General features: G+C 58.0%; 19 protein-coding genes. 12 read left to right on the forward strand and 7 right to left on the reverse strand.

Annotated features, from left to right (window positions below):
- The first annotated feature begins 23 nt into the window (after positions 1–23).
- From GFER_RS17675 to dnaB, 3 genes are all read left to right on the forward strand, one after another.
- Positions 24–953 carry a DUF2232 domain-containing protein gene (locus GFER_RS17675; protein WP_052446235.1) on the forward strand — a complete coding sequence of 310 codons (930 nt, stop codon included), beginning with the start codon at positions 24–26 and terminating at the stop codon, positions 951–953.
- A 15-nt stretch (positions 954–968) separates the two neighbouring features.
- On the forward strand, positions 969–1,418 hold the full coding sequence (gene rplI, locus GFER_RS09110; protein ID WP_040098831.1) for a 50S ribosomal protein L9: 450 nt from the start codon (positions 969–971) through the stop codon (positions 1,416–1,418).
- Positions 1,419–1,491: 73 nt separating this feature from the next.
- Positions 1,492–2,859 carry a replicative DNA helicase gene (dnaB, locus tag GFER_RS09115; RefSeq protein ID WP_040098834.1) on the forward strand — a complete coding sequence of 456 codons (1,368 nt, stop codon included), beginning with the start codon at positions 1,492–1,494 and terminating at the stop codon, positions 2,857–2,859.
- Between the two features lie 77 nt (positions 2,860–2,936).
- On the opposite strand, the gene GFER_RS09120 is transcribed toward dnaB, so the two are convergent.
- The 3 genes from GFER_RS09120 to dusB are packed head-to-tail and all read right to left on the reverse strand — an operon-like array spanning position 2,937 to position 6,502.
- Positions 2,937–4,370 carry a sigma-54-dependent transcriptional regulator gene (locus tag GFER_RS09120; RefSeq protein ID WP_040098837.1) on the reverse strand — a complete coding sequence of 478 codons (1,434 nt, stop codon included), beginning with the start codon at positions 4,368–4,370 and terminating at the stop codon, positions 2,937–2,939.
- Between the two features lie 54 nt (positions 4,371–4,424).
- Entirely contained in the window at positions 4,425–5,534 is a 1,110-nt protein-coding gene (locus GFER_RS09125) for a two-component system sensor histidine kinase NtrB (protein ID WP_052446236.1), read from the reverse strand.
- Positions 5,535–5,539: 5 nt separating this feature from the next.
- Positions 5,540–6,502 (reverse strand): tRNA dihydrouridine synthase DusB, encoded by a 963-nt coding sequence (gene dusB / locus GFER_RS09130; RefSeq protein ID WP_040098840.1) that lies wholly within the window; start codon positions 6,500–6,502, stop codon positions 5,540–5,542.
- Positions 6,503–6,927: 425 nt separating this feature from the next.
- On the opposite strand from dusB, the gene GFER_RS09135 reads away from it, so the two are divergent.
- Positions 6,928–8,250, forward strand: a complete 1,323-nt coding sequence (locus tag GFER_RS09135; RefSeq protein ID WP_200889310.1) for a citrate (Si)-synthase — start codon at positions 6,928–6,930, stop codon at positions 8,248–8,250.
- Positions 8,251–8,517: 267 nt separating this feature from the next.
- Here the strand turns inward: GFER_RS09135 and GFER_RS09140 are convergent, their stop codons facing one another.
- Complete coding sequence (locus GFER_RS09140; RefSeq protein ID WP_040098845.1) at positions 8,518–9,306, reverse strand: class I SAM-dependent methyltransferase; 789 nt, start codon at positions 9,304–9,306, stop codon at positions 8,518–8,520.
- A 144-nt stretch (positions 9,307–9,450) separates the two neighbouring features.
- The gene (locus GFER_RS09145; RefSeq protein WP_040098848.1) at positions 9,451–9,900 is read right to left on the reverse strand and encodes a DoxX family protein; all 450 of its coding nucleotides are present in this window, start codon (positions 9,898–9,900) and stop codon (positions 9,451–9,453) included.
- Positions 9,901–10,275: 375 nt separating this feature from the next.
- On the opposite strand from GFER_RS09145, the gene GFER_RS09150 reads away from it, so the two are divergent.
- Positions 10,276–11,259, forward strand: a complete 984-nt coding sequence (locus tag GFER_RS09150; RefSeq protein WP_052446237.1) for a permease — start codon at positions 10,276–10,278, stop codon at positions 11,257–11,259.
- A 39-nt stretch (positions 11,260–11,298) separates the two neighbouring features.
- Here the strand turns inward: GFER_RS09150 and GFER_RS09155 are convergent, their stop codons facing one another.
- A complete protein-coding gene (locus GFER_RS09155) occupies positions 11,299–11,952 on the reverse strand; it encodes a hypothetical protein (RefSeq protein WP_040098850.1) in 654 nt (217 codons plus the stop codon).
- 140 nt (positions 11,953–12,092) lie between these two features.
- On the opposite strand from GFER_RS09155, the gene GFER_RS09160 reads away from it, so the two are divergent.
- From GFER_RS09160 to GFER_RS17680, 7 genes are all read left to right on the forward strand, one after another.
- Positions 12,093–13,316 carry a class I SAM-dependent rRNA methyltransferase gene (locus tag GFER_RS09160; protein WP_052446238.1) on the forward strand — a complete coding sequence of 408 codons (1,224 nt, stop codon included), beginning with the start codon at positions 12,093–12,095 and terminating at the stop codon, positions 13,314–13,316.
- Between the two features lie 80 nt (positions 13,317–13,396).
- Positions 13,397–14,167: an enoyl-ACP reductase FabI gene (locus GFER_RS09165; protein ID WP_040098852.1), complete on the forward strand. Its 771-nt coding sequence runs from the start codon at positions 13,397–13,399 to the stop codon at positions 14,165–14,167.
- 73 nt (positions 14,168–14,240) lie between these two features.
- Entirely contained in the window at positions 14,241–15,902 is a 1,662-nt protein-coding gene (gene hflX, locus GFER_RS09170) for a GTPase HflX (protein ID WP_040098855.1), read from the forward strand.
- A gap of 32 nt (positions 15,903–15,934) precedes the next feature.
- Positions 15,935–17,644, forward strand: a complete 1,710-nt coding sequence (locus GFER_RS09175; protein ID WP_040098857.1) for a lytic transglycosylase — start codon at positions 15,935–15,937, stop codon at positions 17,642–17,644.
- A gap of 1 nt (position 17,645) precedes the next feature.
- Positions 17,646–18,398 carry a hypothetical protein gene (locus GFER_RS09180; protein WP_040098859.1) on the forward strand — a complete coding sequence of 251 codons (753 nt, stop codon included), beginning with the start codon at positions 17,646–17,648 and terminating at the stop codon, positions 18,396–18,398.
- Positions 18,399–18,521: 123 nt separating this feature from the next.
- Entirely contained in the window at positions 18,522–19,247 is a 726-nt protein-coding gene (locus GFER_RS09185) for a tetratricopeptide repeat protein (protein WP_040098862.1), read from the forward strand.
- Between the two features lie 27 nt (positions 19,248–19,274).
- Entirely contained in the window at positions 19,275–19,985 is a 711-nt protein-coding gene (locus tag GFER_RS17680) for a Smr/MutS family protein (protein ID WP_052446239.1), read from the forward strand.
- Positions 19,986–20,030: 45 nt separating this feature from the next.
- On the opposite strand, the gene GFER_RS09195 is transcribed toward GFER_RS17680, so the two are convergent.
- Positions 20,031–22,505: an Rne/Rng family ribonuclease gene (locus tag GFER_RS09195; protein ID WP_040098864.1), complete on the reverse strand. Its 2,475-nt coding sequence runs from the start codon at positions 22,503–22,505 to the stop codon at positions 20,031–20,033.
- Between the last annotated feature and the right edge of the window lie 122 nt (positions 22,506–22,627).

Consider the following 22,627-nt stretch of genomic DNA (forward strand, 5'->3'; position numbering starts at 1 on the left):
AAACGGAAAACGACGCGACGCTCATGGATCAACGAACACTGGCTATTTTCGGTGCGGCGGTGGTCACCTCCGCATTATTTATGGGGGGGCAGGTCATTGCCCCGCTGGCTCTGCTCCTCAACCTGATTGGGCCCGTCCCGGCCGCCTATGTGCATATGCGCTTCGGCGCCGCTGCCGGTGCCGCCGTCATCGCTCTGAGTTGCGCGGCGTTGATGGTGTTGCTGCCACCGATCCTTTCCGTGGGCTTTCTGTTGCAATACGGGATAGCTGCCTTCTGCGTGCCCTTGCTGTTGCGGCGCGGTCTGGCCTGGGACCGGGCGGTTGCGGGCACTGTGGGCATCGGTTTGGCGATCGCTCTGCCGCTCTTGATGATCGCGGCGCAGGGACAGGGACTGGGCGCCTCGGAGCTTGTTCGGCAGGAGGCCGGTCACGCCATTTCCCAGGCTCTGCAGTATTCCGACGAGGGTGGAATGGCTGCCCAGGATCGGGAGGCGCTTGAACAGACCCTGGTCGCTATGGCTGAGGCATTTGTCCTGATTTACCCGGCGGTGGCCGTTGTCATTCTTGGCATCCTTGCCGCGGTGGTTATTCTTCTGTTGCAAGCCTTGGGCAAGGGTCGCTACGAGATCTCCGGTCCACCCTTCGCGCAGTGGAAAGCGCCGGAATTTCTGGTGTGGGGCGTTATCGTCGCAGGCTTTGCTCTTCTGGTCAACAGTCCGGGGCTCAGGGTTGTCGCGGCCAATGTGCTGGTTGTGCTGTTGCCCCTCTATTTTGTCCAGGGTCTGGCGGTGGTCACGCATTTTTTGCGGCGCAAGGCCGTTCCGCCCATGTTTCGTTCGCTGGCCTACTTTTTCATTTTCATTCTCAACCCCCTGCCGCTGCTGGTCACGGTCATGGGCGTATTCGATATCTGGATCGATTTTCGTAAACCAAAGATAAATAAAACGTCGTAAGACGGGAGGAGACCCATGGAGGTTATACTCAAGGAAGCTGTTGAGGGACTGGGAAATATTGGCGACATCGTCAAGGTAAAGCCGGGATATGCCCGCAACTACCTGGTGCCCCAAGGCCTGGCCAGCGAAGCTAATTCACGCAATGTGCGCGAACTTGAACATCAGAAGCGCATGCTCGAGCGCAAGCTGCAGAAAGTGTCGCAGGATTCCCAGGCATTCAAGGCGCGCATCGAAGCGGTGACCTGCACTTTCGAACAACGCGCGGGAGATGACGGAAAGCTGTTTGGATCCGTAACCGGCATCGACATTGAGAAGAAGCTGGCCGAAGCCGGAATCGAAATCGATCGCAAGAAACTCCAACTTGCCGATCCGATTAAAAATCTCGGTGAGTTCGAGGTGCCTCTGCGTCTCAACGCCGGAGTCGTTGCGCAGGTTAAGGTTCAGGTGAGCGCCGCCGCCGAGTAAGTAATTTTTTGCTGGTACCGGGACGGCCCTGCGTGGCCGTCCCTTTTTTCTGCTTTTTCTCCTCTAGGTGTCCATGGAAGAACCCAGCGTTCACCGTCTCCCGCCCCAGAGCCTTGAGGCGGAAATGTCCGTTCTCGGCGGTATTCTGCTCGATGAGCAGGCTCTCGATAAGGTCCTCGAACTCCTGCGTCCGGAAGACTTCTACCGCGAAAGTCACCGCAAAATTTTCGAAAGTCTCATTGCCCTTTCGGAAAAAAACGAACCTGCCGACCTGGTGACTTTGGCTGCGCATCTGCAGAGTCGTCAAGCCCTCGAGGCTATCGGCGGACACGCCTATCTGGCCACTCTGGTCGACTACGTGCCGACGGCTGCCAACATCATCTACTACTGTCGTCTGGTTAAGGAGCGCGCACTGGCCCGCCACCTGATTTCAGTGGCCACTGAAATTGCGACCTCCGGATATGCCGGCGGCAATATTGAGCAAATTCTGGACCAGGCCGAGAAGTCGATTTTTGAAATCGCCGAGAATCGCAACCGCCCCAGCTATTTTTCCGTTCGCGACATTCTTAAAGATACCTTCAAGAACATTGAAAAACTCTACGAGCGCAAAGAGCTGGTCACCGGCGTGCCGACCGGCTATGCCGATCTGGACAAGATGACCGCCGGCCTGCAGCCTGGAGATCTGGTCATCATGGCGGGCCGTCCATCCATGGGTAAGACTGCTTTTTGTCTCAACGTCGCTGAGTATGCCGCCGTTAAAAGCGAACGCCGCGCGCCGAGTTTGATTTTTTCTCTGGAGATGGGCAAGGAGCAGTTGGTGCAGCGTCTGCTCTGTTCCGTGGCGCGTGTCGATGCCAGTCGCATGCGTACCGGCCATCTCGGCGATTCCGACTGGCCCAAGCTGACCCAGGCCGCCAGCGAGTTGAGCAGCGCCAAAATCTTTATCGACGACACGCCGGCGATCAGCGCGTTGGAGGTCCGCTCCAAGGCTCGGCGCCTCAAGTCTCAAGAAGACATTGGTTTGATTATCGTCGATTATCTACAGCTGATGCGAGGCAATAATCCCGAAAGCCGCCAGCAGGAGATCTCCGAAATCTCTCGTTCACTCAAGGCCCTGGCCAAGGAACTGAGCGTGCCGGTGGTGGCTCTTTCCCAGCTCAATCGCTCTTTGGAGAACCGCACCGACAAGCGCCCGATCATGGCCGATTTGCGCGAATCCGGTGCTATTGAGCAGGACGCCGATGTCATCATGTTCGTTTATCGCGATGAAGTTTATTGCCCGCATTGCAAAAAAGGCGAAGAGTGCAACGAAAACCATCGCGGTGCCGCCGAAATTATTGTCGGAAAGCAGCGTAATGGTCCGATCGGTACGGTCAATCTGGCCTTTCGCGGAGAATTCACGCGGTTTGAAAATCTCGCCCGTCGCGAGGACGGATACTGATTCCGTAAAAAAATCCCCGGAAATAGAGTATCCCGGGGATTGAGGCATGTCTGCAAATCATTTCTCTCCTGCTTTTTTCAGCCCTCTTTGTTGATTTCAATTCCCAGTGTCTGGATTTTTTTGCGTAAGGTATTTCGGTTGATGCCGAGAATCTCAGCCGTCCTCACTTGATTGCCGCGGGTTTTCTCCAGCACGATGCGAATCAGTGGGCGTTCCATCTGGTGCAGAACCATTTCGTAGAGATTGTTGAGCTCCTGCACTTCCATTTTTCCGATGGCGTTGCGTAGTTTATTCGTGATGAGGGCTTCGAGGGAGCAATCGGCGGTCTCACCATCCCCTTCGCTCAAAACGGGAAAATCATCCGGCGTCAACAGGGGATTGGGCGCCAGTAGGGCCGCCCGCTGGATGGTATTTTCCAGCTCTCGCACATTGCCGGGCCAATTGAAGCTTGCCAGCAGGCGATGGGCCTCCGCTGTGCAGCCCAGGGCCGTAGTGCCGACCTTTTCGCGGGCGCTTTGGATGAAATAGTCGACCAGTAGGGGGATGTCGTCACGACGCTCACGTAGGGGCGGCAGGGCGATGGGCACGACATTGAGGCGATAGAAAAGGTCTTCTCGAAATTCGCGGTTTCGTACTTTGTCCTTGAGGTTTTGATTGGTCGCGGCGACGATGCGCACGTCAACCGGGATTGTGGTGCTGCCGCCAGTGCGGGTGATTTCCTTTTCTTGCAGTACGCGCAGCAGCTTTGCTTGGAGATCCAGGGGCATGTCGCCTATTTCGTCGAGAAACAGGGTGCCGCCGTTGGCCTGTTCGAATTTGCCGGTCTTGCGCTCGGTTGCGCCGGTAAAGGCGCCCTTTTCAAAGCCGAATAGCTCGCTCTCGAGCAATTCGCGGGGGATGGCGGCGCAATTGAGGGCGAGAAACGGCTTGCCCAGTCGCGGGCTGTTGAAGTGAACGGCGCGTGCCACAAGTTCCTTGCCGGTACCGCTTTCCCCGGTAATCAGGATGGTTACATCGGAGGGCGCAACCTTGCCGAGGACTTTATAAACTTCCTGCATCGGTTTGCTCTGGCCGATGAGGGTGCGCTCGAGATGATACTGGTCCTTAAGCTCATCCTTGAGGCGGCTGACTTCAGTGCTGATCTCCGCAGCCTTGCCTGCCTTGACCAGAATGGCGTCGATGGCATCAAGGTCAAAAGGTTTGGTGATGTAGTCATAGGCCCCGCGCTTCATTGCCTCGACCGCGTTTTTCATGGAGGACTCGGCGGTCATGATGACAATCAGGGTGTGCGGCGTCTGCTCTTGAAACCGGGTGAGCAGGTCCAGGCCGCTGATCCCAGGCATCTTGATGTCGAGGATGGCCAGGTCGTAGGTGTTTTTCCGAAAAAATTCCAAGGCTTCGTTGCCGTCGCCGGCCAAGTCAACTTTGAAGCCCTTTTTGCTGAGGGCCTTGGATAGGACCCAGCGGATGCTTTCTTCGTCATCGGCGATCAGAATCCGTTCGATAGCCATGAACTGGAACTCTCTTTCTGGTGCGAGGTAAAAAAATGTCTATGCCGTTAGCGCTCAGCGGCAAAAGGGCAGCGAAACGGTGAAGATCGAGCCTTTTCCCGGATGGCTGTCGACTTTGAGAAAACCACGGTGTTCGCTGACGATTTTCTGGCAAATGGCTAGGCCCAGGCCGCTACCCTTGGTTTTGGTTGTGAAAAAGGGTGTGAAAATCTGCTCCATTTGGGATGGAGAAATTCCTTTGCCGGTGTCGCGCACTTCAACCACAATAAAAGGAACCGGGCGATGACCTGGCTGGTTGACGTGATATTCTGAGGCGACCCGGCTGAGAATCTCGATTGTTCCGCGATGCGTAATGGCTTCGCCGGCATTCTTGATGAGATTGAGAAACAGTCGGGTGAGCAGATGTTCATCGCCGCGGATGGGGGGAATGCTGGGGTCGAGGCGCAGGCTGAAATCGACTTCCTTGTGGCGCAACGCCTCTTTCTGAAAGAGCACGATGTCGCCCAGCATCTTGCCCAGATGAACCTCTCCCATTTCCGGTTGACGCGGACTGGCCAGGTCCATGAGCTCTTCGATGATGCTGTTGACTCTCTCGACTTCGCGGATCATGACCCGGGTGTATTCTTTGAGGTGGCTTTGCTCGGCGGTGTCACGGTCAAGCAGTTGCGCAGCACCTTTTATGCCGCCCAGGGGATTTTTGATTTCATGGGCCAGGCCGGCGGCCATGGTGCCCACCATGGACAGCCGATCGGCACGCCGCACTGCCTCTTCAAGTTCGCGCACCCGCGAAAGATCGCGTAAAATCATTACCACCCCGTCCTGGTCGCCGGCATTGGTCAAAAGGGGCGAAACCGAAACGCTCACTGGTACGGGTGCCGCCGTCGGCCGGTGCAGGAGGATGTCTTCGTAGTTGAAAATTGAGCGCCCTTCGGAAAGGGCGGCCCGGATCAGGGAGCAAAGTGCCTCCTGCCCCTGAAACAAGTCCTCGAAGGTACGGCCCAACGCCAGGCGTCTGGAAATGCCGGTGCAGGCTTCGGCGGCAGGGTTGATCAGCGTGAAGCGGCCGACAGGGTCCAGCGCGACCACAGCGTCTTCAACATTTTCGAGAACACGCACATAGAGTTGCAGATTCTGCGGATCTGGATGGGCGGCGGGATGAGTCATCGGGATCAAGGCTCCAAAAGAAAAAAAGCACGGGTCGCCTTCCGCAGTTCGTCGACACCTCGGCTGCTGTTAACTTGTGCACGAAAGCTGGATGCCCCGCAAAGCCCGCGAGAATACCAACATAGATGTTTGCGCATTTCACCCAGAGTGCGTACCGGGCCAAACTGTTCAAGGTGCAGGTCGAAATGGCGCAGGACAACCCTGAGGCGGTCCTCGCGTGATGGAGCAGAAGGCCGTGCGTTCGCTTTTTCCAACTCCAGGATGTCGCGCAGCAGCCAGGGGTTACCATAACCGCCACGCCCGATCATTACGGCGTCGCAACCGCTGCCGGCGCGCATGGACAGGGCATCCTCGGCATCGAATATGTCACCGCTGCCGATGACCGGAATCCGTAGCCTTTGTTTCAGCGCGTGGATATGTTCCCACGCGGATTTGCCGCTGAATCCCTGGGCGCGGGTGCGAGGGTGCAGCGTCACGGCGTCGGCCCCTTCCTCTTGGGCGATGTGGCCGATTTCCAGGTAGTTCTCCGAAGAATGGTCCCATCCCGAGCGAATTTTGATTGTCAAGGGCCGGCTGGTGGCGCGGCGCACGCTGCGAATAATGCGCGCCACGCGCTTCGGTTCGCGAAGCAGAGCGCTGCCGGCACCACTGCGCACTACCTTTTTTACGGGGCAGCCCATATTGATGTCCAGCAAATCACCGTCATTTTCAACCAAGACAGCGGCTTGGGCGAGAATGTCGGGGTCCGAACCGAAAATCTGCACACCAAGGGGACCCTCGGTCGCATTGGAGCGCAACAGTTCGCGGGTCCGGCGACCCTCATAGACCAAACCATTGGCGCTCACCATTTCGGTAAATACCAAACCGGCGCCGAAGGCTTTCATAATCTGCCGATAGGGCAGATCGCTGATCCCGGCCATCGGTGCGAGAAACAGACTGTTTTTTAGGATGAGTGAGCCGATGCGCATGGACCAGACAAGCCGCTAGACAAGGTGTTTTGCACAAATTTTGCGCATGTTAGCACGCCCCTTGGGGAAGACCAAGGGAAAACAAATAGCCTTGGAGAAAAAGCCCAGGAAAAAACTTTCTTGCGGTCTGCCTTTGAATACTGTATACATTATTTACCTTGACAATGCGGGGTGCCGTTGCTAGAAAAATATCGAAACGATATTTGGAAAATATGTTGATGAAAGGTATTCTGCAAGGACTTCATCGACAGGTTGGTTGGGCGTTGTAAGACGGATTCAATTCTTGTCTAAAGCAACGAGGTTCGGTTCAGGCCGTTTGTCCTTTGCTTTTACAAAAGTTCTCTTTCCCGCGTTTCCTGCTGGAAGGGGAGACTGGTCGATGGGGCCCTTCCCATCGTAATTTAAATGGAAAAGGAGAGATGAGTATGGCGACACTGAAGGAAACGCTGTTCAAAAAGATCCAGGAGCACCGTCCCCGCACCACTCGGTTGGTCAAGGAATTCGGCGATGTCAAAATCGGCGAAGTGAACATTTCTCAGGCCATCGGTGGCGCCCGTGGGGTTAAGTGTCTGGTAACCGACATCTCTTACCTCGATCCGATGGAAGGCATCCGCTTCCGCGGCAAAACCATTCCTGAAACCTTTGATGCTCTGCCCAAAGTTCCCGGCAGCGAGTATCCCTACGTGGAAGGCTTCTGGTACATGCTCATGACCGGCGACGTCCCGACCATGGAGCAAACCCAGGAAGTCGTTGAAGACTGGAAGCAGCGTGCACGTGTACCCCAGTACGTATTCGACCTGCTGCGCGCCCTGCCGCGCGATTCTCATCCCATGACCATGTTCTCCGCCGCCATCGTCAGCATGCAGCGCGAATCCATTTTTGCGCAGAAATATGCCGAGGGCATGAGTAAAATGGATTACTGGGATCCGATGTTCGAGGATTGCAGCAACCTCATGGCCCGCCTGCCTGAGATCGCAGCCTATATCTATCGCATGAAGTACAAGGGAGATGCTCCCATCGCGCCCGACCCGAACCTCGACATGGGCGGCAATTTCGCTCACATGATGGGCGTGGCCAAGCCTTATGACGATGTCGCGCGCATGTATTTCATTCTGCACTCCGATCATGAGTCGGGCAATGTCTCCGCGCATGCGACGCACCTGGTGGCTTCGGCCCTCTCCGATGCCTACTACAGCTTGTCGGCCGGCATCAACGGCCTGGCCGGTCCGCTGCACGGTTTGGCCAACCAGGAAGTTCTCGGCTGGACTCAGGATTTCATGGCGAAACTCGGCGGCAAAGTGCCGACCGAAGACGAACTCAAAAAGGCTCTCTGGGATACCCTCAACAGCGGTCAGGTCATTCCCGGCTACGGTCACGCCGTTCTGCGCAAGACCGACCCCCGCTACACCTCGCAAATGGAATTCTGCGAGAAGCACCTGCCCGACTACCCGCTGTTCAAGCTGGTCAACATGATCTACAAAGTCGCCCCTGATGTGCTCATGGAGCACGGCAAGGCCAAGAACCCCTGGCCGAACGTTGATGCTCAGTCGGGCGTCATCCAGTGGTACTACGGGGTCACCGAGTACGATTTCTACACCGTGCTCTTCGGTGTCGGCCGCGCCCTGGGCGTGCTTGCCAACATCACCTGGGACCGTGCTCTCGGTTATGCCATTGAGCGTCCCAAGTCGGTGACCACTGCCATGCTCGAAGAAGCTGCCGGCATCAAAGAGAAGGCTGCCAGCAACTAAGATCTGCTTTTTCAGAATGAAATTTGTGTACGGTTTTTTGGGGCGCCCTTTGGGTGCCCCTTCTTTTTCAGCACGAAAAAAAAGCCCCGACGCTACGGGGCTTTTTTTGTGGGGGCTAGTTTGAAACTATGTACCTGTTCAGAGTGCGCCGCAGGTCGCGGCGACGGCGCTTGTGGTGCCAGCTCGTCTGGGGGCAAGAATTCACCGTGGTGCCCCGTCGCCCTGGCCTATGGCGTGATTGGACATTGCATCTGAATGGTAGCGAAACTATTTTTTTTCCGGGCGGGTGGCGTAAATCAGGAGCTTCTTGTCTGTATAGCTTTCCACTTCTCCGGCAAAGGTCTCAACTTGAAAATAGTCATGGAATTTCTGCGGCGCATCGACGAAAAACTTGTTAAGTTTCTGTACCCCCTGGCGATCAAGGCCAGAGCGCTTGGCCCAGGTTACGAAATCATGGGTTTTGGGGAACTTCTTGGTTTTAATGTTGGTGAAGCCGGCATCTTCGACCATTTCGAGCCATCTCTTCTCAGAAAAAGTCTGAATATGCGTCGGGTCGCGCATCTGCTCCATTTCCTGATAAAGAGCCGCAACCTCGGGGTCTTCAGGGAGTAGGGTGTCTATGATTGCCATGCGCCCGCCGCGGCGCAGGACACGAAAGAATTCTTTAAGTGCCTGGGGGACATCCGGGAAATGGTGGGGTGCGATACGACAGGTCAGCAGGGTGAAGGAGCCGGCCGGGAAGGGCAGGTCTTCGGCGTCGGCCTCGCGAAAGGTGACGTTTTCAATGCCACCCTCCTCGCTGATAAACTCCTGCGCCTTTTTCAGGATCTGCATGGTCAAATCAGAGGCGACCACGCTGCGCACCAAGGGGGCGAAAAATAAAGCAGTGTGACCGCCGCCTGTCGCGACATCAAGCATCAGGTCGTCGTGTGTGGGTTTGAGGAGTAAGGCGGCTTCCTGGAGATCTTCGCCGCGAGCAAAGCCTTCATCGTATACGTAGCGTTCGGCCGTTTTGGAGAACTGTTCTTTAACTCTTTCTTTAAACCCTTTGTCCATGGGTTTCTCCTGAGTATCTATGGTGAGCGCCGGTCTGGAACCTCCGGGCAAAAACGGAAAAGCGGAGCTTAGCATGAAAAGGTGGTCTTGGGAAGAATCCGATGATTTTCGGGGCCGGTAATAGGTGAAGAGCTTGGTGGCCTCTCAGAGTTCGCTGAGCCACTTGTCTGCCGAAAAATTTCCGGCTCCGGAGATCAGCAGGGTCAGGCTCATTGCGAACAGGGCCAAGTTGAACTCATAACCGTGCCCGATTCCTTCGCTGCACGCCCAATTGAGGAAAAAGCCGTGCTGAAGGTGGACCTTGGCAACCGCGACGACCATGACAATAGCCAGGCCCAGCGCGGCGACGCGGGTCAATAGCCCGAGCGCCACGCCGATTCCGCCGAAAAATTCGGTCACCATGGCAAGAACGGTAAGGGGCATGGGAATCGCCAGGGTTTGATCGAAATAGGCGATGGTGGCTTCAAAGCCGGCGCCGCCAAACCAGCCGAAAAGTTTCTGGGCTCCATGGGCAATGAACACGGCCCCCAGGCCAAGACGCAAAAAAATCAGCCCTCTTGATTCGATGGTGTTGAAGATTTTTCCCAGCAGCATGGTCTCTATCCTCCGTACAATTTTACCTATTGTAGCCGATAATGCGTTGGCTGCATGAAATCGGCTGCGTTTTTGAGGCCTCCTGGTGGTGACCGTGGAATAAATCTTGCTGCTATGTGCAAGGATTTTTCGTCTCAAGATGAGTCGTTGGAAGTGGCCAAGGAAGAGGCGTGCGGCGGCGAAAAACTGTCTAGGTGGGGCTCTCTGGTTGACGGATACTTATCCCACCTGGTGTCTGTGCATGCCTGTGCGCCCGGTGTTGATCGTCGTCCTTGCGTTTTTTTGTCGCCCGTGTTTTTCTCTTCTGCTGTTTTGCTGACTTTAGGGGGATGTGCCCTGTGAAAATCAATCAATCGTAATCGGGAGATTTCACTGATGGATGGTTTTGCGAAGGTGGTCAGTGATCTGGCCGCCCTGTTCTGGCGTGAATTGCTTTATATCCTGCCTTATTTAGCCGTCGGCGTGGTGATGGAAGCGGTCATCCGTACCTTCAAGTGGCACGTCAAAATCCGTAAGGCTTTGACCCGCTACGGATCCATGTCGATTGTTTTCGCCGCCCTGTTGGGCGCTTTCAACCCTCTATGTGCCTGCGCCGTGCTGCCTCTGGTGATTTCTCTGATGGTCGCCGGCCTGCCCTTGGCTCCGGCTATGGCGTTGCTGGTCACTTCGCCGCTGATGAGTCCCGCAACCTATGCCATGCTCTCGGCGATGCTGGGTTTCGGTTGGGCGAACCTGGTTCTGTTCTGCGCAATTTTTCTGGGGATCGCCGTGGGAGTGATCGTTCATCTGCTGCGGCGCCACGGATTTTCCGCAGAGGACGTGTTTCGTGAAAAACTTCCCCAAGGCGATTTCCACGATCCCAATTATCCGGTGGAGAAATTGCGGTGCGAATGTGGTAAGCAACTTTCCCATCGGGTTGATCGCTGCACTCATCACAAAGGGCTGGTTTTTTTGGCGCGCTTGTGGGAGGGAACCTTCAAGATCGGCAAGTTCGTATTGATCGGTCTTCTCATCAACGTGGTGGTGACCTCCCTGGTGCCGAACCATTGGATTGTTTCCCTTTTGTCCGGCGAGGGTATCTGGCCGATCTTTGCCATCACTTTCGCCACCATTCCCCTGCATCTGCCGCAGGTCACCGCGGCGTCCATGATTTTCGGCTTCTACCTGCCCGAACCCGGCGAAATCGTGCCCCTGGCCACCGGCCCGGGGATCGCCATGCTTGTCGGCGGACCCGTGACCGCACTTCCCGTCATGGGTGTGTTTCTGGCCATGTTTCACAAACGGGTGGTCTTACTTTACCTGGGGTTGTGTGTCACCGGCACTTTGTTGTTGGCTTCGACCCTGCGGTTGTTTTTCTAGGCGGTTTTTTCCGTCCGATTCTTCAGCGCCCGGGGGGTATCAGCCCTCGGGCGTTGCTTTTTGCAGATTTTCCAAGCTCTTCTCAAGCCATGCGATCAGCTCCGGTAGCTGCGATGCCTTTTCTTCAGGATCCTCCTGTAAGGAGCGCAGGGCGATTTCGAGGCGTCGGGCGGCCTGCAGGCAGGCGCGATAATGAAGCGCCGGATCCTCGGGGGCGGGGTCGTTGGCCGCAGCGGTCTCCTTAAAACGCTTGAGCACGGTGGGATGGCTGCGCTCTTCCTCGACAACGGCCTTGCGTAGCTCGCCGTAGTCTTCTTCGGAAAAGTTTTTTTCCTCCCGCGCCTGACGCAGCAAATCGACGGAACGGAAATCGGGGAGGGGTTGGAGGTCCTGCTTGCGTGCGAGGAGTTGAGGCTCGTTTTTCTCCATGAAGTGATAGGCCAGCAACAACTTGTCGGCGGTGGCCTTGCGCAGGCGGACCTCTTTGGAGCAGTAATCGTCAAAATCTTTGTAGCCCCATTCGCGATAGAGTCCGCGGTTGCGTACCCCGGCCAGGCGTTCACCCAACTCGACCCAGGAGGACTTGAAGCGCTTGGCGGAATCCAGGGCTGCATAACGCTCCGACCCGGGTTCGACCTGACGCATGATTTCCTCGATATGGCTTTCGGCTTTTGATTTAGGTTGTGAATCCATGTGCGTATCTCCTGATGGCTGATGGGCGGAGGCGAGGATAGCACAGCGGGCGCCGGGTGCAAAGAGAGTGCTTGGCGTTGCCGAGTAAAGATGTTAATTTGCCGGAATTTGGTTGGATTTTCAGGAGAAAGGATTTTTGCATGGCACGCTCCTTCGTGGTTGGTCCCGAAACCGTGCGGATGCTTGAACTCGGTCACCCCTGGGTGATCGCTGATCGTTACACCCGGCGCTGGCCGCAGGCCCGGGCCGGAGAGGTTGCCGCGCTGACGGATGAAGGCGGTCGGTTCCTTGCCACGGCGCTGCTTGACCCCGGTGATCGCGTGGCGGCGCGGGTTCTGGCATTCTCACCCATACGACTGGATGGCGACTGGTTGCGCACCCAATTGACCCAGGCGGTGGCCCGCCGCCGGCAGGCCGACCTGTCCGCGACCAATGCCTTGCGTCTGGTGAACGGCGAAGGCGATGGTTTGCCGGGACTGGTGGTGGAGCGCTTTGCGGATTTTCTGCTGGTGCAACTCTATGCCCGCAGCTGGGAGGCTCACCTTGATCTGTTGACCGCTGTTCTGGCCGAGACGGTTCGTCCGGCCGGCATCTATCTCAAAACGCGGCCGCGCCAGACCCGTGAATTGGCGGCTAAAGGACAAACCGGAAAACTCGGGCGCCTGGTCTGGGGTCAAAAAGCGTCTTTTCCGCTACCCGTGATAGAGAACAGCCTGACGTTTCTGGTCGATCTGCAGGAGGGGCTGCACACCGGTCTGTTTCTTGACCAGCGGCGCAACCGTCAGGACTTCATGGCGCGTGTCGGTGGACGGCGGGTTCTCAACCTGTTTGCTTTTACCGGTGCGTTCTCAGTGGCGGCGGTTGCCGCCGGTGCCCGTCAGGTGACCAGTGTGGATGCCGCGGGCGCCTATCTGGATCGCGCCGCGGAGAATTTTCGCGCCAATGATATTGACCCCAGGAAACACGAGTTTCTCACCGGTGACTGCTTTCGCGTTCTCGAAGAACTGGTCAGGGCTAAGCGCCGCTTTGACGTAGTGCTGATGGATCCGCCGTCATTTTCCACCACGCGACAAAGCCGCTTTACCACGCGCGGCGGCACCAGCGAGCTGGTCGCCCAGGCGCTGCGCTTGCTGCCCAATGGGGGGTTGCTGATCTGCTCTTCCAACCATCAGAAAGTTGATCTGGCGGATTTCCTCAAGGAGATCCGGCGTGGCGCCCTTCAGGCCAAGCGCGAGTTGCGGGTGCTGGCAACCTTTGCCCAGCCGGAGGATTTTCCCTTTTCCGTTACCTTTCCCGAAGGACGCTACCTCAAGTATTTGGTAATGGAAGCAGGTGGGGTGCCGGCAGATGGTCCCGGCGGATAATCCCTTGCCATCTTTGCTCTCATTTGTTAAAAATGAGCATTACGCCTAAGGTACGAAACCCAAGGAGGAATTGCATCATCATGTCACTTCTCGCAGGAAAACGCGGCATCATCTTCGGTGTCGCCAACGATAAAAGTATCGCCTGGGGCATTTCACAGGCACTGAGCGGCGCCGGGGCTGAGCTTGCCTTCACCTATCTCAACGGTTCCCTGGAAAAGCGGGTACGGCCCCTGGCGGAAAGCCTGGGTTCGACCCTGATTCTGTCCTGCGATGTACAGAACGACGAAGACATCGACCAGGTTTTCACCGACGTGGAAAAAGCCTGGGGTGGCTTGGATTTTGTGATTCACTCCGTTGCGTTCGCTGATCGTGAAGATCTCAAAAAGCCCTTCAGTCAGACCTCGCGTGCGGGCTTTGCCCTGGCCATGGACGTAAGCGCCTATTCCCTGGTAGCGGTCAGCCGGCGCGCGGCGCCGCTGATGAAGGACGGCGGCAGTATCGTTACGCTCTCTTACCTGGGGGCACAGCGCGCGGTGCCCAATTACAACGTGATGGGTGTCGCCAAAGCCGCTCTGGAAGCTTCGGTGCGTTATCTTGCCGCGGAGCTAGGCCCGGAGGGCATTCGCGTCAACGCTATTTCCGCTGGTCCCATCAGGACTCTTGCAGCCTCCGGCATCGGCCAGTTCAAGGAAAAGATCAAACTGATGGATGACTATGCCCCACTGCGGCGTACCGTGACCCAGGAGGAAGTGGGCAAATCGGCCCTGTACTTTGTCTCCGATCTGGCAAGCGGCGTGACCGGCGAAGTTCATTTTGTCGATGCCGGCTTCAACGTCATCGTTGGTGCCTGACACCAGGTTTCTTCATGACTTCAACTCAGGGGCCGCATGCGGCCCCTTTTTGTGTCCAACGGAATAGCCAAACGTGCTAGACGGCAATCTGACCGGCCTCAAACCAAGCCAGATCAAGGCCCTGGAGCGTATCGACCGGCGTCGCATTCCGCCGGACCAGGTCGTGACGGGGGATCTGGCGCGCTTTCTCACCGAACTCTCCCGGGACATCAGGCGCCAGCTCGGCATCATTGTCGATCGCCAAGGGCTGATTCTGCATGTGCTGGTCGGCGACGACCGCGAGATTCTCATCCCCGACCTGTCGCGCTTCGGCCTCGGGCGCAGCCGGCTGCGTGGTCTGCGCTGTATTCATACTCACCTCAAGGGTGAAGCCCTGTCCCACGACGACCTCACCGACCTCGCCTTGCTGCGCCTGGACCTGATGGTTGCCATTGCCGTTGGCGAGGAAGGTTTGCCCGGGCGAGTCGATTATGCTCACCTGCTTCCCGATAATCCCGAAGGCAAAACCGTCGAGGTTCTCTCCGCGTCGTCGGTTTACGATCTGCACCTGGATTTTTCGCAATTCATCGATTCACTCGAATCGGAGATGGAACGCAGGATGGGGGAAACCTTCGACCTCTCCGACACCCGGGAGAAGGCGATCCTGATCTCCGCGGGGTGCGAAGCGCGCGTGGAGTTGGAGGATTCCCTCAACGAACTGGCCGAATTGGCTCGCACTGCCGATGTGGTAGTGCTTGACCGGGTGGTGCAGCGCACCCAGAAGGTCAACCCCCGTTTTCTCATGGGGGAAGGCAAGATCCGCGAAGTGATTATCCGCGCCCTGCAGCAGGGCGCGACCCTGCTCATTTTCGATCAGGATCTCTCCCCGGGTCAGGTGCGCTCCATCTCGGAAATGACTGAGATGAAGGTCATCGATCGCACCCAGTTGATCCTTGATATCTTTGCGCGCCGTGCCCACACCCTCGACGGCAAGGTGCAGGTCGAGGTGGCGCAGCTCAAATACCTCATGCCGCGCCTGCTCGGAAAAGGGACCGTCATGTCGCGTCTCATGGGGGGCATCGGTGGTCGCGGTCCCGGTGAAACCAAGCTTGAAATTGATCGACGCCGCATCCGCGAGCGCCTTTCGCGCCTGGAGAAACAGCTCGAATCCCTGTCTCGCGGCCGTCGCCAACGCCGTCAGCGCCGCATTCGTGCCGATGTGCCGATCATCTCCATTGTCGGCTATACCAATGCCGGAAAATCAACTCTGCTCAATGCCTTAACCCAGAGCACGGTGTTTACTGAGGACCTGCTCTTTGCCACCCTTGACACCTCCACACGCCGTCTGCGCTTTCCCCAGGAGCGCGAGGTCATCATTACCGATACCGTAGGGTTCATTCGCAAACTGCCGAAAAGCCTTCTCGGCGCTTTTAAGGCGACCCTTGAGGAGTTGGAGGACGCCGACCTGCTGCTGCATGTCGTGGATATCTCGGCACCGCGCTTCGAGGAACATATCGCCGCCGTGGAGCGGATATTGCAGGATCTTGATCTCGGTGATCTGCCCCGTCTGCTGGTCTTCAACAAGATCGACCGCGTACCCGCAGGTGAGGCCGCGGCTCTCTGCAGGCGTTTTGAAGCAATCGGAGTCAGTGCTTTGGACCGCAGCACTTTCGAGTCCTTGCTCGAAGAGTTGCAGCGCCGCTTCTGGCCCCAGGAGTCATTTGACGATGGGCCGGAGAAGGATAGTTTGCTGTAGTTTTGTTTTTGGTCTTCAGGAGGTTGTTGTCGATGGTCAAGTTCTTCTTGGTGTTTGCTGTGGTTCTGGTTGCGAGCGGCTGTCGTCCGGGGATCCCGAACCACAGTGTGCAGGATTCTCCGGCGGTCCCCATTGCCGCCGTGGATCGGCAGGCACAATCCTCTGCGCGGGCGCCGGGCTTGTCGCTTGCCGATAAAGATCCGTCGGTCCAACAGTGGCCTACCGTCGAGGCGACTCCCAGCGACCTGCGGGATGTCGAGAGGGTGCAAGTGGCTTTGGACTCTGTCGCCGACGCTGAAACCGCTGACGATCTGTACTTGCTTCATGTCAATCCCGTGTTTCTCGAAAGCGAAGGCGAGACCCTGGCCCATCGCGAGCCGGTTTTTGATTTTCCCCTCGTCGAGAACGATCGCGTCCGCTATTTTATCGACCTTTACAGTGGCCCGGCGCGTGGCACCTTTGCTCGCTGGCTGGAACGATCGGGGCGGTATATCCCGATGATGCGAGAGATTTTCGCCGAATACGATCTCCCGGAAGACCTGGCTTATCTGGCCATGATCGAATCGGGATTCAACAGCCGCGCCTACAGTTGGGCACATGCCGTCGGTCCCTGGCAGTTCATCGAAAGTACCGGGCGCATGTATAATCTGCAAGGCGATTGGTGGTTCGATGAACGGCGTGACCCGGAAAAAGCGACCCACGCCGCCGCGCGCTATCTGCGTGACCTGCATGGTCAGTTCGATGGCGACTGGTATCTGGCGGTGGCTGCATACAATGCCGGCCCCGGTCGCATCCGCGGCGCGATCAGAGCCTTCGGCGTCAGTGACTTCTGGGAGATATCCCGTGGTCAGCACTTGCAGCTTGAAACCCGCCAGTATGTGCCCAAGTTACTTGCCGCTTTGACCATTATCAGGGATCTTGAGGCGTACGGGTTTGCCGACCTCGCATTCCATGAGCCGCTGGCCTATGACGTGGTGAAGGTACCCAGTGCCACCGACCTTGAATTGGTGGCCGAACTCTGCGGGGTCGATTATGAGGAAATCAAGGCGCTGAACCCCGAGCTCAAGCGCTGGAGCACGCCCCCCGGACGTAAAAATCATGCGTTGCGCATTCCCCAGGGGGGCAAGGACGCTTTTTCTCTGGCCTATGCCCAGGTGCCCGCGGCTGAGCGTGTCCGCTACCATCGACACCGGGTACAGGCGGGCGATACCCTGCTCAAACTGGCCGGACAATATCAGGTCCGCGTCGCGGATATCGTTTCGCTCAACAGCATCCGCGACCCGCGCGCGCTGCGCATCGGCACCGACCTGATCCTGCCTCTCAAGGAAGGTTACAGCCGGCGGCCTCTGGAGGAGCTGGCCGACGATCACGCCCGGACACGCCGTCGTACCTATACCGTCCGCCAGGGTGACAGCCTCTGGTCCATCGGGCGGCGGTTTGACGTGAGCGAGCGCCAATTGCGCGTATGGAACAATCTGGGCTGGAGCAATCATCTGCGCCCCGGACAGGTGCTGGCCGTATCTGCTCCCGGCCGCGCGACCGGCTCGGCGGGCACCGCCAGCCAGGCTCCCCTCAGGCAGGTGACCTACACGGTCAAGCCGGGTGACACCCTCTGGGATATTGGTCGTCGCTACCAGGTCGGAACCCGCGAGATCATGAACTGGAACAACCTTAACGAGGGGCATGTGTTGCGGCCCGGCGATCAGCTCACCCTGATGGTCCGTCAGGCGCAACGTAGCTGACATGCAGCACGCGATCTTTCTCGCGCGACCCGAAGACAGGTTTCCGGCAGGCTATGAGCGCATCTATTTCGGGAGTGAATTCTGCCCCTGGAATTTTCCATCCCTGTCCGAGATTGAGGGTGCGATCGACGCGGCACGCCGCGCCGGGCTCCACTTCACATTGGCCACCCCGGTGCTTGCCGAGGATTTTCTGCCGCGCCTGAAACAGGTTCTGGCGGGTATCAGCCCGCGCCTGGAAGCGGGAGATGAAATCCTGATCTCTGACTGGGGTGCCCTGGCGTTGGCCCGTGCAGCCTGTCCCGACGTTTCCCTGGTTCTGGGGCGGGTGCTGTCGGGACAAAAGCGCGGTCCTCAGATTGTGGATCTGGATCTCACCCCGGCGGCACGCGCCTATTTCCAGGGCGGCGCCTGGTACGGCAGTGACGCGCGCGAGGTGCTGGACGAGCTGTTGATTGCCCGCATCGAAATCGATAATCTCCTGCAAGGAGTGGCGCCCCTTGCGGGAGGCGGCGCCTCGCTCCACTTTCCGTATTTGTTTGTGACCTCAACGCGCAGTTGCCCCTGGCGTGAACCGGGCGACGGCGGTCCCTGCCGCGCTGCCTGCGGCGAGGTTTTTCGCCTGACCTCGCCGCGCGAGACCGTGCCGCTGCTGCAATGTGGCAACACGCAATTCATCAGGAACGACCAGTTGCCTGCCGCGCCTGAAACCCTCGGCATCGATCGGCTGGTTTTTCATCCCTGTCTGCCGCGCTGAATCCTGCGCTGCTTCCTTTTTTTCGCTTGGGTCCCACGCCTCGTTAGTTTTTGACATTTTTCGGGCGGATTGCTACACTCACTCGCCGCCTGACATTCCCTCGGAAAAGGAATCCCCTGTCTTATGTACAATATCGCCATTTCTCTTGCTCTCTGTGTTCTGACGACGATTGTCCTGCGTGCTCTTGTCGGACTCAACCTGTGGCTCTCCACGATTCTTTCGCTGGTGGTGTTTACCGTCTGCTACCTGATTCTGACCCGTATGGTCATGAAGAAAGTGGCGGCTCTCATGGAGTCGGCCCAGCGCGACCTGCAGGCCGGGCGCGCGGAAAAAGCCATTAAAACTCTTGAGTCGGGGTATCGTTATGGGAATTGGCAATTTTACGTCAAAGCACAGATCAATGCCCAGATCGGCACTTTGCTCTTTCTGCGCCGCGATTTTGCCAAAGCCTTTGATTATCTGCAAAAAGGCTTTGTTCGTCACTGGGTGGCCATGGCGATGCTCGGCATCTGCTACATGAAGCGCAATCAGACCACCAAGATGGTCGAGACCTTCGATAAGGCGGTGGCCGCCAACAAAAAGGAGCCGCTGCTGTGGAATCTTTATGCCTATTGCCTGGAAAGAGTCGGGGATAAGGAAAAAGCCATCCAGGTTATGGAAAAAGGCCTGAAAAAGGTTGGAGGCGACGAAAATCTCTCCGCGAACCTGCAGGCGCTTAAAGATGGGCGGCGCATGAAGATGCGCCTCTACGGCGATCTCTGGTATCAGTTCCATCTTGAAAAACCTGGAGCGGTGGTCAAGGAGCAGACCAAGGCCGTTATGGGGCGCCGCAAGATCGTCCGCAGATAGGCGCCGGTGCATTGGCGAGGTGTTCTCATGGCACGCAAAAAACGCAAGACAGCGACCACCTGCAGCAAAGAAAGTGACTTTACCCACACCCCCTTCAGGGATCTGAAGGGGGTGTCCGTTTGCCGGGCTGTGCACAGGGAGTCGACACCCGCCGCGGAGCCTCCGCAGCTTAAGGGCGCGCAGGACAAGCCAGCCGATGAAGCACTGTTTTTGGAGGAGATGGCCTTGTTGCGGGTCAAGGCGAGCCGCGGGCAAGACGATGGAGGCGATGTTCCTGCCTGTGCCGCCCCGATGGATGAGGACGAACGCGGTCAGGACCCGCAAGGATCGGCGCAAGGGGAGGACCAGGCCTTGTTTCTAAGCGCCCTCGGCGACATGGAGCGCACCTTTGTCGATGAGATTCCCTCGGAACCTTCGCCGCCCCAGGCTTCACCCCGCCGCATGCGGGAGCTCAATCGCGGTCGGCGCCGTCCCGAAGCCGAGTTGGATCTGCACGGACTGGACCGCATACGGGCCCGCGAGCGTGTCCGGCATTTTCTCGACAACTGTCGCCATCAGGGTTTGAGTACGGTGCTGGTGATCACCGGTCGGGGGCTGCACTCGGGGGACGAGCCGGTGTTGCGCACCGATCTGGAGAGCTTTCTCGCGGAGGAGGGCCGCACCTGGGCGGTTGAATGGGGGCGGGCGCCGCGCCAATACGGTGGCGCGGGCGCCCTGGTGATCTTCCTCAAAAAGTAAGGGATAAAAATAACGAAAGGCCGCTAAACGCGGCCTTTCGTTATTTCAGGAGCCTTCCTCATCGGGCTGAGGCGGCGCATCGACCGGCTTTTTGGTTGGAGCTTTTTTCCGGGCGGGCGCCTTCTTGGCCGTGGTGGTGCGCTTGGCGCGTGGCTTGGCTGGAGGTTTCTCACTCGTTTCGGTCGTGTCCGGATTCTCACCCGCCGATTCGGCAAGCTCCCCGGAGGCGCTTGGTGCCTGGGTTGTGGTTGATTTTTTTGCTGCCGGTGTTCTGCGCTTGCGTGTCGGCTTGGCTTTTTCCGGTTGCGGCTGGGGTTCCGAGACTTGCGGAGTTGTTGATGTCGCCTGCGCCGGGGCCCCGGCGAGTTCCGGTGGCGACTCCGCAGCCTGCGGGGCGGGACTCTGATCCTGAGCGGCCGGCACAGCAGCAGCCGTTTCTTGGAGCGCAGCAGGTTTTTTGGCGCGCCCGCGGCGCGCACGTGTGGTCGCGGTCTTCTTTGGTGCTTCCGGCTCTGCCTGGGCAGGCTCTTGGGTCTCGGTTTGCTCAGAATTTTGGGGCACCTTCGAGGGTGCTTGATCGTTTTCGGAAAAGGCCTCAGCAGGCGCAGCCGTTGTGCCGGGCTCGGATTTCTTGCGCCGTCGTGGGCGAGGTTTGCGCTTGGTCTCAGCCTCGGGCTGCGGCGTGGTGGCATCCGTTTCCGAAGTCGCAGCGGCGGGCTGCGGAAGTTTTTCTTCAGTCGCCGTCGTTTCCGCAGGAGTTGCAGCCGGCTCAGCCGGTGCGGTGAGTGAGGCAGCCGCGGCTTCGGTCTGCAAGGGCGCCGATTCTTCCACGGGCGCGGTTTCGGCAGATTCCCCGGCACCTGATTTTTTGCGGCGGCGCCGGCGGCGTTTCTTTTTGCCGGGTTTCTCCTCCTCCTGGGCGGCGGTGACGGCGGTTTCCGGAGCAGCAATGTCGGACGTATCTTCCATGCCGGCCGGTGCCTCAGGCTCAGTGACCGGCTCTGCGGGCTCCAATTCGGATTTTGTCCGCGGTTCCTCTTCTTTTTCCCGCCGAACCAGCGTCAGGTCGGCCTGATGGGGGAGCAAACCGGCGCGACCGTGGAGGATGATCTCCATGTTATGACGACTCTCCATGTCCGTCAGTTCTTCGCGATTATAATTGAGCAGATAGTCGGCGACATCCAGGGGCAGAAATCCTTCCACACGATGGACCTGGCCTTTGGCCACCGCAGTTTGAATGCGGCGCAAAAAAGCGACGCCCTGAGCCTCCACGCTTTTTATGCGGCCGCGTCCCTGGCAGTGGGGGCATTCCAGATAGGAGGCGGACGCGAGCATCGGCTTGAGGCGCTGGCGGCTCATTTCGAGCAGACCGAATTGGCTGATGCGGCCCACGGTGACGCGTGATTTGTCGCGCTGCAGCGCATCGCGGAGGGTTTTCTCCACCGCCCGGATATTTTTGCGATCGCGCATGTCGATAAAATCGATGACGATCAGGCCGGCCAGGTCGCGCAGGCGCAATTGACGGGCGACTTCCACCGCAGCTTCCAGGTTGGTTCGGCTCGCGGTCGCTTCGATGCCCTGCTCACCAGCCATCTTTCCTGAGTTGACATCGATGGCCACCAAGGCTTCGGTTGCATCGAGAACGATGGAGCCACCAGAGGGCAGAGGTACCTTGTTGTGGGCGATAGTCTCGATCTGCTCCTCGATTTGGTAGCGCGAAAAAATGGGCCGGCGTTCCTGGTGGAGCTTGACCAGTCGCACCTTGTCGGGCATGAGCATACGAAAGAATTCGCGAGCCTCTTCGTAAACGGCGGGGTCATCGACCAGTACTTCTTCGGTGTCTTCGGTGAAATAGTCGCGGATACAGCGGATGATCAGATTGGATTCGCGGTACACCAGGCTTGGCGCCTTGGCCTGGCGGCTGCGTTCCTGTATGCCCTGGTAAACCTTGACCAGATTGTCGAAATCGCGGCGCAGTTCCTCGGAAGGTTTGCCGATGCCGGCAGTGCGTACGATGTAGCCCATGTTTTCCGGAAGGTCGAGTTCGGCCATGGCTTTCTTGAGCTTCTTGCGCTCCGCCTCTTCCTCGATCTTGCGCGAAACGCCTTTTGTGGGACTTTCGGGCATCAGCACCATATAACGGCCCGGCAGGGACAGGAAGGTGGTCAGAGCCGCACCTTTGGTGCCGCGCTCTTCCTTGAGGACCTGTACCAGAATTTCCTGGCCGGAACGCAGGATATCGTTGATGCGTGGCCGGCTGCGGCCGTTCACCTCGCCTTCCGGGTAGAGGTTGGGGTGAATCTCGCCGATTTGCAGAAAGCCCAGGCGCTCTCCCCCGTAATCGACGAAAGCGGCCTGCAGTCCGCTTTCCACCCGGACTACCACCGCTTTATAAATGTTGCCTTTGGCTTGTTCCTTGCCGGTGATTTCGATGTCGAGTTCGGTCAGAAAGCCGTCTTCGACGATGGCCACCCGGTGCTCTTCGTCATGGGTGGCGTTGATCAGCATTTTGCGGCTCATGCAGTTAGTCCTTTGCGGAGGGCGCTGTGTGCCTCTCCTGTAAATGGGGTAAGATCGTCTCGAGAAGAGGCGATGGTCCCACAAGGCTCGACGGACGACCCGGAGCCGGCACCTGCAAGGCG

The organism is Geoalkalibacter ferrihydriticus DSM 17813 (genome assembly GCF_000820505.1).
In the GTDB taxonomy this organism is placed as follows: Bacteria; Desulfobacterota; Desulfuromonadia; order Desulfuromonadales; family Geoalkalibacteraceae; genus Geoalkalibacter; species Geoalkalibacter ferrihydriticus.